Genomic DNA, 14,614 nt, shown 5'->3' on the forward strand with positions numbered 1-14,614 from the left:
GATGGCGAAAAAGCCTGACACTTCCATCCCAGGCATCGTTATTATCGATAAGCCAGCTGGGATGACCAGCCACGATGTCGTGTCGAAGATGCGACGCGTGGCGCATACTCGTAAGGTCGGCCACGGAGGAACCCTTGATCCGATGGCGACCGGCGTTTTGGTAATCGGCATCGGTCAAGCAACGCGACTGCTGACCTACATTACCGCCGGATCGAAGGCTTATGATGCGACGATTCGTTTCGGCGTTGCAATGACCACGGATGATGCGCAAGGCCAGCCGATTTCGATTGCCGGATGCGAACAGCTGGACCGAGAAGCGCTCGAATCTGCAATGGCAAGCCTGCGCGGTGAGATCATGCAGGTTCCTGCAACGGTCTCGGCGATCAAGGTCGATGGCAAGCGAGCCTACGCGTTAGCACGTGAAGGCCGCTCTGTTGAGCTGAAAGCGCGTCCGATTACAATCCACGCCTTCGAACGACTGGGCGATCCGCGCATTCAAATGGCGGAGTATGCGATTGCTACAGATGATGATTCGGCTGAAATGACGGCTATTCCAGTCAGTGTCGTTGATGTTGACGTTCACGTCGATTGCTCGTCTGGCACGTATATTCGTTCCCTCGCCCGCGACCTCGGGCAGATGCTGGGGTGCGGCGCGCACCTGACGGCATTGCGTCGTACGCGTGTTGCCTCGTTCACCCTTTCGGGCGCCCACCAGCTGGCTGATCTGCAAGCGGAAGCTGAAGCGCGAGGGGAGTTTTCGCCAGGCGCGCCCTCGTTGCCGTCTCCCGGCCTGATTCCGATTGCCGAGGCCGCGACCTCGTTGTTCCCCTCCATTGTTCTGAGCGCGGAAGAAGAACAGCGTTTCTCCCATGGTCAGGCACCGACGCGTGACGCGCAGGAAGTCATGGCATTAGGGAACCCCGGCGATGTCATCGCAGCATGCAATACATCTGGAGTGCTCTGTGGGGTGCTGGCCATTAAGAATCATTCTTTGAAGACTCTCAACGTATTTTCTGGAGAAACACAATGAAGGTCTGGACCGACCTGTCTGAGATTCCCGGCGACGAAAAGTCGGTGGTCACCATCGGTAACTTTGACGGTATGCACAATGGGCACCGCCGAGTCGTTGCCTCGTGCGTTGAGCGCGCACGCAAACGCGGTGTGGATGCCGTGGCGATTACTTTCGACCCGCATCCGACCCAGGTGCATCGCCCGGAAGTAAACCTCCAGCTGATTTCGCCGTTGCGGGATCGACTTGATGCCATGGCCTCGTGCGGACTGGATGCGACACTTGTGGAGCACTACGACCAAAGCGTGTACACGCTGGAACCCGAAGATTTCGTCACCGAGTTCCTCGTTGATCGCTTGGGTGCGGTTGAAGTTGTTGTCGGTGAAGACTTCCGTTTTGGCGCCCACAACGTAGGCACAATCGATACGCTTCGGGCGCTGGGACGCACCTACGGTTTTGATGTTGTGATGGTCACCGATATTCAGGCTCCCGAAGGGCGTCGCTGGTCCTCATCGTGGGTGCGTGAACTGCTCGCTGAAGGCGATGTCGCTGGCGCTGCCCGGGTTTTGGGGCATTTGCACCGAATCCGTGGCACGGTCGAACACGGTTTTAAACGAGGCCGTTCTCTGGGATTTCCGACCGCCAATTTGCGGGGAGGAATTGAAGGCGTTGTGCCTGCTGATGGCGTGTATGCCGGCTGGGTTGTGCGTACCGTTCCGGGAACGCAGTCCGCAGAATTCTTGCCCGCAGCGATCTCGGTGGGAACGAACCCACAGTTCGATGGGGTAGAGCGCACTGTTGAAGCTCACGTGCTGGGGCGATCCGACCTGAACCTCTACGGCGAGAGAATCGCGGTCACCTTCGTGTCACGCATTCGCGAAATGATGACCTTCGATTCTCTCGATGAACTACTTTTCCAGATGGATAATGACCTGCTGAAGACCGCGTCCGTGCTCGGAATCGCCGTGGCGAATCGCGTGGATCCCGATTCGGTGACCGCCGTCTGAAAGCAACGGGTTTCCCTCGGGTGTGATTGTCCTTTCACAAGGTGAGTCTGCCCACGTAGATACGGGGAAAAGCCCGCATCATGCTAACCTTGAAAAGCCGTCAAACGGCCGCGGATCCGATGCTGTAAAGGAAAGCTTTACAGCTCCGCGCAACGAATGAAGCAAAGGAGACGCCTGTGCCGCTGAGCAAGGACGTTAAAGACCAGATCATCGCCGAGTACGCGACCCACGAGGGCGACACCGGTTCCCCCGAGGTTCAGATTGCACTGCTGACCCAGCGCATCAAGGATCTGACCGAGCACTTCAAGTACCACACGCACGATCACCACTCACGTCGCGGTCTTTTGCTGCTCGTTGGTCGTCGTCGTCGCCTCCTTGGCTACTTGGCTTCGGTCGACATCGAACGCTACCGTTCGCTCATCGAGCGTCTCGGCCTGCGTCGCTGAACTTGTGCCGGCCCGATCCCGTATGGGACCGGGCCGGTTCACTACGTGTGGCGTTTTCACCCACACACCCACACACCCAATAGGAAAGAACCACGAACGCGTCGCCGGTTTTCGACAGTGGTTCACGGACCCCCGCTTGTTTGTCGGGTGCGACGCCGTGGACTTCGATCGAAGGCCGAAGCGTGACGTGAGTTCTTCAGTTGAGAATCACAAAGGAGAATCCCCATCATGATGGAAGGTTCAGACATCACCGCCGCAGAGGCGATTATTGATAACGGCCGTTTCGGCAAGCGCACCGTGCGCTTCGAAACGGGTCGCCTTGCCAAGCAGGCCGCCGGCTCCGCTCTGGCATACCTGGACGACGAGACCACCGTCCTGTCGGCCACCACCGTCGGCAAGTCGCCTCGCGATCAGTTCGACTTCTTCCCGCTGACTGTCGACGTTGAAGAACGTTCGTACGCTGCGGGTCGTATCCCCGGATCGTTCTTCCGTCGCGAAGGTCGCGCGGGCACCGAGGCAATCCTCGCAGCCCGCCTGATTGACCGCCCGCTGCGCCCCGGCTTCGTCAAGGGCCTGCGCAACGAGGTCCAGGTTGTCGAGACTGTCCTGACCGTTCACCCGGATGACGCTTACGACGTTCTGGCAATCAACGCAGCATCCATGTCTACCCAGATCGCGGGTCTGCCCTTCACCGGCCCGATCGGTGGCACCCGTCTTGCTCTGATCGACGGCCAGTGGGTGGCATTCCCGCGTTGGTCTGAGCTCGAGCGCTCCGTCTTCAACATCGTTGTTGCCGGTCGTATCGTGACCGCTGAAGACGGCACCGAAGACGTCGCAATCATGATGGTTGAGGCCGGTGGCGGAAAGAACCAGTGGGAACTCATCCAGGGCGGCGCCATTGCTCCGACCGAAGATGTTGTTGCCGATGGTCTTGAAGCAGCAAAGCCCTTCATCAAGGTCCTCTGCGAGGCCCAGATTGAGGTCGCCAAGACCGCTTCGAAGGAAACTGCAGAGTTCCCGCTCTTCATCGACTACACCGATGAAGAATACGCAGCAGTCGAGGAATGGGTTGGCGACAAGCTTGCCAAGGCGCTCCTGACCGAAGGCAAGCTGGCACGCGACGAAGCCGTTGATGCTGTTAAGGCCGAGATGCTCGAGGCACTGCTTGCGCGCTTCGACCATGAAGACGCTGAGAAGGAACTGAAGGCAGCCTTCCGTTCGCTCGAAAAGTACACGATCCGTCAGCGCACGCTGCGTGAAGAAATCCGCATGGATGGTCGTACCCCGCGCCAGATCCGCTCCCTCTCCGCAGAGGTCGAGGTTCTGCCTCGCGTCCACGGTTCCGCCATCTTCCAGCGTGGCGAAACCCAGATCCTGGGCGTCACCACACTGGCAATGCTTCGCATGGAACAGCAGCTCGACAACCTGAGCCCCGTCACCGCGAAGCGCTACATGCACCAGTACAACTTCGCTCCCTTCTCGACCGGTGAAACCGGCCGAGTGGGTGCCCCGAAGCGCCGCGAAATCGGCCACGGTGACCTTGCAGAGCGCGCTCTGATCCCGGTTCTGCCGTCGCGCGAAGAGTTCCCCTACGCAATCCGTCAGGTCTCCGAGACCATGGGCTCCAACGGCTCGTCCTCGATGGGCTCCGTCTGCGCATCGACCCTGTCGCTACTCCAGGCTGGCGTCCCGTTGCGCGCACCCGTCGCCGGTATCGCCATGGGCCTCATGACCGGTGAAGTTGATGGCGTTCAGAAGGCTGTCACCCTGACCGACATTCTCGGCGCCGAAGACGGCTTCGGCGACATGGACTTCAAGGTAGCCGGCACCAAGGACTTCATCACCGCCCTCCAGCTCGACACCAAACTCGACGGTATTGATTCCCAGGTCCTGCGTGGCGCCCTTGCTCAGGCCCGCGACGCTCGCCTGACCATCCTTGATCTGATCAACCAGGCTATTGACGGCCCTGATGAAATGAGCCCGAACGCTCCTCGCATCATCACCGTCCAGGTTCCCGTGGATAAGATCGGTGAGGTCATTGGCCCGAAGGGCAAGATGATCAACCAGATCCAGGAAGATACCGGCGCAGATCTGACGATCGAAGATGACGGCACCGTCTACATTGCTGCCGCTGCCGGCGAAGCCGCTGAAGCTGCACGCCAGATGGTCAACCAGATTGCTAACCCGCAGATGCCTGAGGTCGGCGAACGCTTCATCGGCACGGTCGTCAAGACCACGTCGTTCGGTGCATTCATCTCCCTGACCCCGGGTAAGGATGGCCTGCTCCACATTTCCCAGGTTCGTCGCCTGGTCGGTGGCAAGCGCATCGAGTCTGTCGATGACGTTCTGCAGGTTGGCCAGCAGCTTGAGGTCGAGATCGCTGAAATCGGCGATCGTGGCAAGCTCTCCCTGCACGCTGTCCTTGATGACGAAGCTATAGCCGCTGAAGCTGCCAATGCTTCCAACTCCGAGTCCGAAGGTCGCCCCGAGCGTCGCGAACGCCGTGACCGCTCCGAGCGTCGTGAGCGTCGTCCGCGCACCCGCACGCGTCGCAAGCGTGAGGACGAGGGTGAAGCAACCCAGGCTCCGTCTGAAGACTGATAGTTCTTCATAACCTCGTTGGGCCGGTGGCAGAGCCACCGGCCCAACAGTATTTTTCAGTCAATACTGCTCTGCCTGAACGTCTCCAACCGGTTGAGCATTGAGCAAGTAGACTCACACACGTGGACGTTTTGAACCTCCGCCTGAACAATCGGGGGAACATCACGTTAACGGCCAGAAGAAAAGGAAATGGAAGACTCGTGAGCGAACCGATCGAACTGACACTCGATGCGATCGACAATCAGCTACTGGATGACACTGATGGCGATCTGCGACGGACAGTGACTTCGTTTGGTACGCGTATCATCACCCAGCACATTCCTGCCACGCATTCTGCTGGAGTCAGCATGTGGGTTCCTGTGGGATCTCGCGATGAAACCCCCGAAGTCGCAGGTTCGACCCACTTCCTTGAACATCTGTTGTTTAAAGGGACGGATACTCGCTCCGCTTTTGACATCGCCGAAAGTTTCGACCGTGTGGGCGGAGAAACGAATGCGGAAACCGCGAAGGAACACACTGCATACTGGGCTCGCGTCGTTTCGACCGATCTCACAATGGCGGTGGGGACGATCGCTGACATGTTGACCAACTCGCTCTTGGATCCGGCAGAGTTTGAAATGGAACGAGGGGTCATCCTCGATGAGCTCGCGATGTCAAAAGACTCTCCGACCGAGAACGTCCACGAAGCATTCCAGCAGGCAATTCACGGTGATACTCCGCTTGGTCGCCCGGTGGGTGGCACCCCTGACATTATTAGCGCTGTCAGTCGTGACAAGGTGTTCGAGCACTATCACCGCCACTATGCGCCGAACAACTTGATCGTTGCGGTTGCCGGCGATATCGAGCATGAAGCAGTCGTGAACATGGTGACCGATGCTCTGTCGGCATCCAATTGGGCATCACAGCTGAAATCATCCAGCCGGCCTCGTCAGCGCCGCTCGAAGCTCGCAACCAACGAAGGCGTTCAGTCGGCGGAAATAGTGAGGCGTCGCGATGTTGAACAAGCTCACGTTGTGATCGGCACCAGGGGGTTTCGCGCACTCGCTGATGAATTCCCGACCTTTAACGTTTTGCTCAATGTGCTGGGCGGATCGATGTCGTCGCGCTTGTTCCAGGAAGTTCGCGAGAAACGAGGCTTGGCCTACACGACCTACGCTTTCGGTTCGTCCTACGCGGAAACCGGTAGCTTCGGCATGTACGCGGGCACATCGCCGGCGAAGGTAGACGAGGTCGAAAAACTCATGCGGAGCCAATTGGAGTTGCTCGCAAGCGAAGGCCCGTCCGCCTCAGAGATGGAGCGCGTACGAGGCCAAGTGCGAGGCTCCGTCGTGCTGGGCCAAGAAGATAACTGGTCGCGCATGATGCGTATTGGTCGCGCTGAAGTGTCTGGCCGATACAAGTCCATCGAACAAGCAATTGACGCGATCAACCAGGTGAACGCTGAAGATGTGAAGGCCATGGCCACCGACCTTGCACGCCGTGATTTCTCTCGTGCTCTCGTCCTTCCGAACAACGCCTAAAGACAAGAAGAGGAACTCATCATGATTCACGTAGCAGTCATTGGCGCTCAAGGCCGTATGGGCGCGACCGTCGTTGAAGCCGTGAACGGTGCAGACGACATGGAGTTCGTCGCTGGTCTTGATGCTTCGGATCAGATCACCGCCAGTAACCTTGGTGGCGCCGAGGTTGCCGTCGATTTCTCAACGCCGTCTGTTACTGAAGCAAATGTCCACGCACTGCTGGACGCTGGGGTGAACGTCGTTGTGGGCACAACGGGGTGGAGTGATGAATCCTATGAGCGTGTGCGCGTCCACGCTGAAGAATCTGGCCGTTGCGTCCTGATCGCACCGAACTTCGCGATGTCTGCCGTGCTGGCGATGAAGTTCGCTGCGCTGGCCGCCCCGTATTTCGAGTCCGCTGAGGTTATTGAAATGCACCATCCGAACAAGGTGGATGCGCCTTCCGGTACTGCGGTTGCCACTGCGAAGGGGATCGCAGCGTCGCGCGGAAAGGCCGGATGTGGTCCCATGCCTGATGCCACCCAGTCGGATCCACTGGGGGCCCGAGGGGGAGTCGTAGACGGCGTGCCTGTCCATGCTGTCCGCCTGCGTGGCCTGACAGCCTCGGAAGAGATCCTGCTGGGCAACCCTGGTGAACAGCTGGTGATTCGCACGGATTCCTTCGACCGTTTCTCTTTCATGCCCGGCGTTTTGTTGGGCGTGCGTGAAGTGAGCAAGCATCCGGGTCTGTCGATCGGCTTGGATACTGTCCTTGACCTGCCGGGGCTTCTATGAGCATCGACCTTGGTATGCCGGGAGCAGGTGCACCTCAGTCTGTTTCGAAGGTGCCCGACCGATCGGTTCGCCCCGCATTGGCTCAGGATGCGCCACAGATCGCGCGTATTCAGGCAGCCTCGCTCAAGAGGCTCTTCGGCGCGAGCGCACAGGTGGGCGAACAGGTTCTTGTGCAACAGTGGGCAACAACATTGACTGCTCCTGCTCCCGCTGGGTGCTTCACTCTTGTTGCCCTCCACGCCAACGTGGTCGCCGGTTATGCTCTGGTTGTTCCCGCCGATGATTTCACCGCCGGTGATGGTAGCGCCATCACGGGCTCCTCGTTAATTGCCGAAATGGACGTGGACGAAAGTTTCCGTCGAAGCGGACACGCCTCTCGCTTGGTGCAGGCGTGCGTCGATGTTTCGCGTGCGACCGCCCTCAGTACGTGGATTGATTCAAGGGACGAGGCCCGGATCCGTTTCTTCACCTCGTGCGGGTTTGGGCCGGCAGGGGTGAGGCGCACATTCCCCGACATGCCTGATGTTGTCCAACACCTGTGGTGGACTTCGACGCAGACACCTGACGAGTGATAGGCGTTCACCTAGTGAACTTTGGGCTGTTTCGATGCCTCCGCGTCATATGCTCAACCCATGAGCTACACCCCGCGCCGTCTTTTCGGCTCCCTTGCAACCGCAATGGTGACCCCGTTTCACGCTGACGGGTCAATCGATCTCGACTCCGCGGTCCGTTTGGCGAAGAAACTCGTTGACGACGGGTCTGACACAGTTTTGCTGTCTGGAACGACTGGCGAATCTCCGACGACCCATCAGCCGGAGAAGGATGAACTGACGGTTGCTGTGAAGGAAGCGGTGGGTGACCGCGCGTTTATTCTCTGCGGTGCGTGCTCGAACGACACCGCGCACGCTGTGCGTATTGGTGAAGGGGCGCAGGCGTCGGGGGCTGATGGTCTGCTGGTTGTCTCCCCGTATTACAACCGTCCCTCTCAGATGGGTCTGCGTGCCCACGTTCGCGCTATTGCGGACGCAACTGATCTTCCCGTCATGCTCTACGACATTCCGGGACGTACCGGCTTGGCGTTCAGTGATGAGACACTGGACGACCTTGCCACCCACCCGCGTATCAAAGCTGTTAAAGATGCCACAGGCAACGTTGAACAGGGCGTCGAACGAATGCACCGAACTAAGCTCGAGTACTACTCGGGTGATGACGGCTTGAACTTCGCTTGGATGACCGGCGGAGCCTCCGGTTTCGTGTCGGTCGTGTCACATGTTGCCTCGTCGCACTACCGGAAGATGATCGACCTGCTGGATGCCGATAAGGTCTGGGAAGCCCGCGAACTTGCCTACTCGCTTCGCCCGCTGGTGGCTGCCATCATGGGCGGAGGACAGGGGGCTGTCATGGCAAAAGCAGCCCTGTACCTGCAGGGCGTCATTGAAACGCCGGTTCTGCGTCTGCCGTTGGTGGGAGCCTCGAATGACGAAATGGAATCCTTGAAGTCTGCGCTGAAAGTGGCCGAACTGCTCTGACTTGGGTCTGAGTGTTCACGGATTTCCCCTGAGGTCGTGGCACACTTAGACCTATGAAGTCCCTGTATGAGAACCTTTCCGAACCCGCACCCCTAGAAGAGGGCGCCATTCGCATCATCCCACTTGGTGGCTTGGGTGAAGTGGGCCGCAACATGAACGTGCTGGAGTTCGACTCCAAACTCCTCGTTGTCGACTGTGGCGTTCTTTTCCCTGAAGAAACCCAGCCGGGTGTTGACCTGATTCTCCCGGACTTCTCTTGGATTGAAGACCGCATGGACGACGTTGTCGGCATGGTCCTCACCCACGGTCACGAAGACCATATCGGCGGTGTTCCGTACCTGTTGAAACTCCGCGAAGACATCCCAATCTACGGTTCGGAACTGACGCTGGCATTTGTCGAACCGAAGCTTCGTGAGCACAAGCTGACCACCGACAACCTGCATGTCGTAGCAGAAGGTGACCGAATCACTATTGATGACTTCGATCTTGAATTCGTCTCCGTGACCCACTCGATCCCCGACGCTCTGGCTGTCTTTGTCCGCACCCCGGCAGGAAAACTGCTGATCACCGGTGATTTCAAGATGGATCAGCTTCCCCTTGACTCTCGCCTGACCGACCTTCGTGCCTTTGCTCGCTTCGGTGAAGAGGGCGTGGACCTGTTCATGGTTGACTCCACGAACGCTGAGGTTCCCGGCTTCATCACTCCCGAACGTGAAATCGGCCCTGTCCTCGATCGAGTATTCGGTGAAGCTCCGGGACAGATCGTCGTTGCATCCTTCGCCTCGCACGTCCACCGCGTCCAGCAGGTTATTCAGGCTGCGGCGCACCACGGGCGGCACGTTTGCCTGGTGGGGCGCTCAATGGAACGCAATATGCGCATCGCTCAGGAAAAGGGCTACCTGACTATTCCCGAGGGCGTTATTGTCGACGCGCGCACCATTGAAATGCTTGAACCCTCCAAGCGTGTCTACATGGCAACTGGCTCGCAGGGTGAACCAATGGCCGCGCTGTCCCGTATGAGCCTTGGAACTCACCGTAGCGTCTCCATTGAGCCCGGCGACATGGTGGTCCTAGCGTCCTCTCTGATTCCTGGAAACGAAAACTCCGTCTACCGCGTCATCAACGACCTCATGCGCCTGGGCGCACGCGTCGTGCACAAGGCGAACGCGAAGGTTCACGTATCCGGCCACGCCGCTGCAGGCGAGCTGATTTACTGCTACAACATCGTGCAACCCACCAACGTCATGCCGATTCACGGCGAGGTCCGCCACCTGGTCGCTAACGGACAACTTGCCGTGAAGACCGGTATCTCACCCGACAACGTGGTGCTGGCAGAAGACGGCGTCTGCGTCGACTTAAAGGACGGCATGGCACGCGTCAGTGGAGCCGTTCCCTGCGAATACGTGTACGTCGACGGTCGCTCCATCGGCGAAATCTCTGAACACGAGCTTGAAACTAGGCGCACGCTCGGCTCCGAAGGCTTTATCTCCGTCTATGCCGTCGTTGAACACGATTCAGGTATGGTGCTTTCTGCGCCGATCATCCGCGCAATCGGTATGGCAGAAGATGATTCGGTCTTTGAAGAGATTCAGCCGGACGTCGAAGTAGCGCTCGCGGAAGCGGCGGCTCCCGGTGGAGTCGACCCCTACGTTCTCCAGCAGGCAATGCGTCGTGTGATCGGTCGTTGGGTGGCGCGCAAGCTCCGCCGTCGTCCGATGATCGTCCCAGTCGTTGTAGAACAGTAGAAGAGGCACACGTGGGGATCTCTTCACCGCACGAGCGTTTGAGGGTGTCCCTATCGCGTACTCTGGTGTCAGCAACCTCAACGAAGAGCCTCAAACTCAAAGAAGCGTGGAAGAAATGACAGGTCGTTTTATCTCAACCCACTCGGTGGTGCTTGTTCTTCCGATGCACATTTCACATTCACCGGTTCGTGGCGCTTCCATCCATGCCGATGCTTCTAGCTCGCGTCCCGGGGGTGGTTTTACAACCCTATCTGCGGTGGCAGCTCTCGGTATCCCGGCTGCGCTGGCTTCCCCGTTAGGCACTGGACCGAACTCGTTCACTGTTCGTCGTCAGCTTGTTGAAGCTGGAGTTGAGGTTCTTATTCCAGAACTGGTGGGTGACATCGGCGTCGCAATGCAGTTGATCGAACCCGATGGGTCGATGACCTCGATTGTGACGTCCGGTGTTGAGTCAGAGCCGTCGCGTACAGCGTTGGACTCTCTTGTTCTTACCCCTGGCGACTTGATCCATATTGCTGCCTCTGACTTGACGAATCCTCATTCTGCGAAGGTCCTTGCGGGATGGGCTGCAGCCCTGCCGTCATCTGTCACTCTTGTTGTGGCCGTTTCCCCGGCAGTTGAGCAAGTTCCCGTAGAACTATGGCGCCAGCTGTTGCATCGTGCTGACGTCGTGACAATGAATGTCCGTGAATCGAACACCTTGGCGTCGATCCTCGACTCTTTTGAGCCCGGCACGGGAGTGCGTCACCTCATGCGACCCGAAGCTGCGCTGGTCCGTCGCACGGGCGCGTCGGGGTGCGAATTGCAACGCACACAGACTGATGAACCCGTTATGATCCCCGCCTACAAGACGCACGTCGTCGACACCGCTGGTGTCGGTGATACACACATCGCGACAATGTGCGCCACTCTGATCACCGGCAAAGACGTTGCGGAAGCATGTCGTATCGCGAACGCGGCTGCCGCAATTGCGCTCTCTCATGAATCTGCTCTTCCTGTTCCCTCACGCGAACAGATTGATATCGTCATGGAAACGGGAACAGTCGAGAGCCTCGCGGCACTGTAGAGACTGCACGTGCGCCTCTTTCTTCTATTCGCAGACGTGTCACGAGTGTGAGATCCGCGTGAGACTGCGCTTTAACGGCGCGCCGATCACGATTCGCCAGGTCTACGGGTAGCGTTTTGATCATCATGGCTAAAAGCAACCCATCTGCCCGAAATGGCTCGAACGCCAAGTCGCGCCAGCGCACGTCGAATCAGAAGCAGGCTCAACCCGAGATAACGGAGAAGCCGGGGCTCCTTGCCTCGTTCTTCTCAGCAATCGGGCGTGGCATTGCCTCGATGGTTCGCGCGTTCAATGCAGCTGATGTGCAAGTAAAGCGCGACGGCCTTGCGTTTGTGCTTCTTGCGCTAGCGATCGTTGTCGCCCTGCGCGAGTGGTTCCACATTTCCGGCCAGGCTGGGGATGTATTGCACCACGGGGCAGCCGGCCTCGTTGGTCTATTCTCTGTCGTTGTTCCACTGGCACTTGTCGCACAAGCCGTAGAACTCTTCCGCGCGCGCTCCGGAAACCATGCCTTGCCACACCACACTGCGGGTGGCATTGGGTTGACGGTTGCCCTGACCGGTTTGGTGCATATCAGTCAAGGAAATCCGGCATTCGATGACCTAGCAGCTATTGAATCGGCCGGTGGCATTATCGGCTGGTTTATCGCGCGCCCACTGACGCTTCTGCTGTCAGGGTGGGGGGCTGGCGGAATCCTCATTCTTTTGGGCATTTATTCGATCTTGCTGGCAACTCGTACGCGTGTTGCCGATGCTCCGGCTGCTCTCGCCTCCTTCTTCCGTTCGCTGACCCACCGCGGTGGAGAGGAAGAAATGAGCGATGAAGAACGTGCACGCGAACGCAGGCGTCGTGCGCGCGAGGATCTTGCTGCCGGCGATGATCCTTTCCTTGAACAATATGACGGTGATGAGTCGTTCCGTTCCCCACAGATCAGCGATGACCCGACGGTTGTCCTTGAGCAGGATGCGAATACGGAAAAGTTTGTTGATAAGCCGGCGCGCAAGTCTCGGTTTGCGAAGAAGGCTGAGCTTTCCCCCGATCCGCAGGACATGCCAACTCAGGTGATTTCCCTGCCTGATGCGACTGCTGGCATCGATGGGCTGACCGCTGATATAGCGACCTCCGAAGTCGATGCGCGTGGGGGAGCGACAAATATTCCTGCTCCGCCGATCACCGATCCTCCTGCTCAGCCCGGTTTCCAGCCGAACTTGGACGATGCAATCACGTACACGCTTCCCCAGGCCAGTCTTCTTGTTGCCGGCCCGCCGCACAAGACGCGCTCCGAGGTCAATGATCAGGTTGTCAATGCGCTGATGCAGGTGTTCGCTGACTTCAACGTTGATGCGAAGGTCACCGGTTTTTCACGAGGTCCGACAGTGACGCGCTACGAAGTTGTTCTTGGTGCCGGCGTCAAGGTCGACAAACTGATGAACCTGACGAAGAACATCGCGTATGCGGTGGCTTCAGCTGACGTGCGTATCCTTGCTCCGATTCCTGGAAAGTCAGCGATCGGCATTGAAATTCCGAACGCTGACCGCGAAAACGTGGCGCTGGGTGACGTATTGCGTTCCGGCGCTGCTATGCGTAACCAGCATCCGCTGGTCGTCGGCGTGGGTAAGGACGTCGAAGGCGGGTACGTTGTCACGAACCTCGCAAAGACTCCTCACATGCTGGTCGCTGGCCAGACGGGTTCCGGTAAGTCGAGCTTCGTGAATTCGATGATTACGTCGATCATGATGCGTGCGACGCCCCAGCAGGTGCGCATGATCCTGGTTGATCCCAAGCGCGTGGAACTGACGATTTACGAAGGAATTCCGCACCTGATTTCGCCGATTATCACTGATCCGAAGAAGGCTGCTGAGGCTCTCGAATGGGTCGTGCGCGAAATGGATGCGCGTTACGATGATCTGGCTGAGTATGGCTTCAAGCACATTGACGATTTCAATAAGGCTGTGGCGTCCGGTCAGGTTCAGGCAAAGCCCGGTCTGCAACGCACGCTTCACCCGTACCCGTATTTGCTGGTGGTGGTTGATGAGCTCGCCGACATGATGATGGTCGCTCCGCGCGATGTTGAAGCCTCGATTCAGCGCATCACTCAGCTGGCGCGTGCCGCTGGCATCCACTTGGTGCTGGCGACGCAGCGTCCGTCTGTTGACGTTGTGACCGGCTTGATTAAGGCGAATATCCCCTCGCGTTTGGCGTTTGCTACCTCGTCCCTGACTGACTCTCGCACGATTCTCGACCAGCCGGGTGCTGAGAAGCTGATCGGTCAGGGCGATGCTCTCTACCTTCCTGCCGGCGCTTCGAAGCCGTTGCGCGTCCAGGGCGCGTGGGTCAGCGAGTCGGAGATTCACAAGGTTGTCGCGCACGTGAAGTCGCAGATGCAACCCACGTACCGCGAGGATGTGGTTGCGCCGGCGAAGAAGGTCAAGGTCGCCGAGGATATTGGCGATGACCTCGATGATCTGTTGCAGGCAGCTGAGCTGGTTGTTTCCTCGCAGCTGGGTTCGACGTCGATGCTTCAGCGCAAGTTGCGTGTCGGTTTTGCCAGAGCAGGTCGCCTGATGGACCTGCTCGAGTCGCGTGAAATCGTCGGCCCATCCGAAGGGTCGAAGGCGCGCCAGGTGTTGGTTGCGCCCGAGCAGTTGCCTCAGGTGCTTGCCATGCTACGAGGCGAAGTAGAGACGCTAGACGAAGCAACAGAGGTCGTGCCTTCCATGGGTGACGAGACCGCGTCAACTGGTGATGGCGTTCCCGGCACCGATGTGCGCACTGGTGCGGTCGATGGTGCTATGTCGGCACCGGACCCATATTCAGGACATGATTATGGTGGGAATGCACCACAATGGGTAGATGAAGAGCCCGACGATGATGAGGACGCTTGGCAGCTGACCGGTCGCTAAGCCAAAAAAAGGGG

11 protein-coding genes are annotated in these 14,614 nt (G+C 58.5%); all 11 read left to right on the forward strand.

Going from position 1 to position 14,614, the window contains the following annotated elements; translation table 11 throughout:
* The first annotated feature begins 1 nt into the window (after position 1).
* The 11 genes from truB to G5S47_RS02630 all read left to right on the forward strand — a co-directional run bounded on the left by truB (position 2) and on the right by G5S47_RS02630 (position 14,600).
* A complete protein-coding gene (gene truB / locus G5S47_RS02580; RefSeq protein ID WP_219585763.1) occupies positions 2 to 1,030 on the forward strand; it encodes a tRNA pseudouridine(55) synthase TruB in 1,029 nt (342 codons plus the stop codon).
* Positions 1,027 to 2,016 (forward strand): bifunctional riboflavin kinase/FAD synthetase, encoded by a 990-nt coding sequence (locus tag G5S47_RS02585; RefSeq protein ID WP_179370505.1) that lies wholly within the window; start codon positions 1,027 to 1,029, stop codon positions 2,014 to 2,016. The genes truB and G5S47_RS02585 overlap by 4 nt, the downstream gene beginning before the upstream one ends.
* Before the next feature lie 176 nt (positions 2,017 to 2,192).
* Complete coding sequence (gene rpsO, locus G5S47_RS02590) at positions 2,193 to 2,462, forward strand: 30S ribosomal protein S15 (RefSeq protein WP_006681724.1); 270 nt, start codon at positions 2,193 to 2,195, stop codon at positions 2,460 to 2,462.
* Positions 2,463 to 2,690: 228 nt separating this feature from the next.
* The gene (locus G5S47_RS02595) at positions 2,691 to 5,063 is read left to right on the forward strand and encodes a polyribonucleotide nucleotidyltransferase (RefSeq protein ID WP_179370504.1); all 2,373 of its coding nucleotides are present in this window, start codon (positions 2,691 to 2,693) and stop codon (positions 5,061 to 5,063) included.
* 200 nt (positions 5,064 to 5,263) lie between these two features.
* On the forward strand, positions 5,264 to 6,583 hold the full coding sequence (locus G5S47_RS02600) for a M16 family metallopeptidase (RefSeq protein ID WP_219585764.1): 1,320 nt from the start codon (positions 5,264 to 5,266) through the stop codon (positions 6,581 to 6,583).
* A 21-nt stretch (positions 6,584 to 6,604) separates the two neighbouring features.
* Positions 6,605 to 7,357: a 4-hydroxy-tetrahydrodipicolinate reductase gene (dapB, locus tag G5S47_RS02605; protein WP_006681721.1), complete on the forward strand. Its 753-nt coding sequence runs from the start codon at positions 6,605 to 6,607 to the stop codon at positions 7,355 to 7,357.
* Positions 7,354 to 7,929: a GNAT family N-acetyltransferase gene (locus G5S47_RS02610; protein ID WP_219585765.1), complete on the forward strand. Its 576-nt coding sequence runs from the start codon at positions 7,354 to 7,356 to the stop codon at positions 7,927 to 7,929. Before dapB ends, G5S47_RS02610 begins: the two co-directional genes overlap by 4 nt.
* Positions 7,930 to 7,989: 60 nt before the next feature.
* Positions 7,990 to 8,886, forward strand: a complete 897-nt coding sequence (dapA, locus tag G5S47_RS02615; protein ID WP_219585766.1) for a 4-hydroxy-tetrahydrodipicolinate synthase — start codon at positions 7,990 to 7,992, stop codon at positions 8,884 to 8,886.
* A 53-nt stretch (positions 8,887 to 8,939) separates the two neighbouring features.
* On the forward strand, positions 8,940 to 10,631 hold the full coding sequence (locus tag G5S47_RS02620; RefSeq protein ID WP_006681718.1) for a ribonuclease J: 1,692 nt from the start codon (positions 8,940 to 8,942) through the stop codon (positions 10,629 to 10,631).
* 115 nt (positions 10,632 to 10,746) lie between these two features.
* Entirely contained in the window at positions 10,747 to 11,697 is a 951-nt protein-coding gene (locus G5S47_RS02625; RefSeq protein ID WP_006681717.1) for a PfkB family carbohydrate kinase, read from the forward strand.
* Between the two features lie 125 nt (positions 11,698 to 11,822).
* Entirely contained in the window at positions 11,823 to 14,600 is a 2,778-nt protein-coding gene (locus G5S47_RS02630; RefSeq protein WP_219585767.1) for an FtsK/SpoIIIE family DNA translocase, read from the forward strand.
* Positions 14,601 to 14,614: the final 14 nt, after the last annotated feature.

Source organism: Schaalia turicensis, assembly GCF_019380255.1.
Lineage (GTDB): Bacteria > Actinomycetota > Actinomycetes > Actinomycetales > Actinomycetaceae > Pauljensenia > Pauljensenia turicensis_A.

Bases quoted from the DNA above. Each gene is read 5' to 3' on its own strand.
- truB (WP_219585763.1), top strand. From the start codon at position 2: ATGGCGAAAAAGCCTGACACTTCCATCCCAGGCATCGTTATTATCGAT.
- G5S47_RS02585 (WP_179370505.1), top strand. From the start codon at position 1,027: ATGAAGGTCTGGACCGACCTGTCTGAGATTCCCGGCGACGAAAAGTCG.
- G5S47_RS02595 (WP_179370504.1), top strand. From the start codon at position 2,691: ATGATGGAAGGTTCAGACATCACCGCCGCAGAGGCGATTATTGATAAC.
- dapB (WP_006681721.1), top strand. From the start codon at position 6,605: ATGATTCACGTAGCAGTCATTGGCGCTCAAGGCCGTATGGGCGCGACC.
- G5S47_RS02610 (WP_219585765.1), top strand. From the start codon at position 7,354: ATGAGCATCGACCTTGGTATGCCGGGAGCAGGTGCACCTCAGTCTGTT.
- dapA (WP_219585766.1), top strand. From the start codon at position 7,990: ATGAGCTACACCCCGCGCCGTCTTTTCGGCTCCCTTGCAACCGCAATG.
- G5S47_RS02620 (WP_006681718.1), top strand. From the start codon at position 8,940: ATGAAGTCCCTGTATGAGAACCTTTCCGAACCCGCACCCCTAGAAGAG.
- G5S47_RS02625 (WP_006681717.1), top strand. From the start codon at position 10,747: ATGACAGGTCGTTTTATCTCAACCCACTCGGTGGTGCTTGTTCTTCCG.
- G5S47_RS02630 (WP_219585767.1), top strand. From the start codon at position 11,823: ATGGCTAAAAGCAACCCATCTGCCCGAAATGGCTCGAACGCCAAGTCG.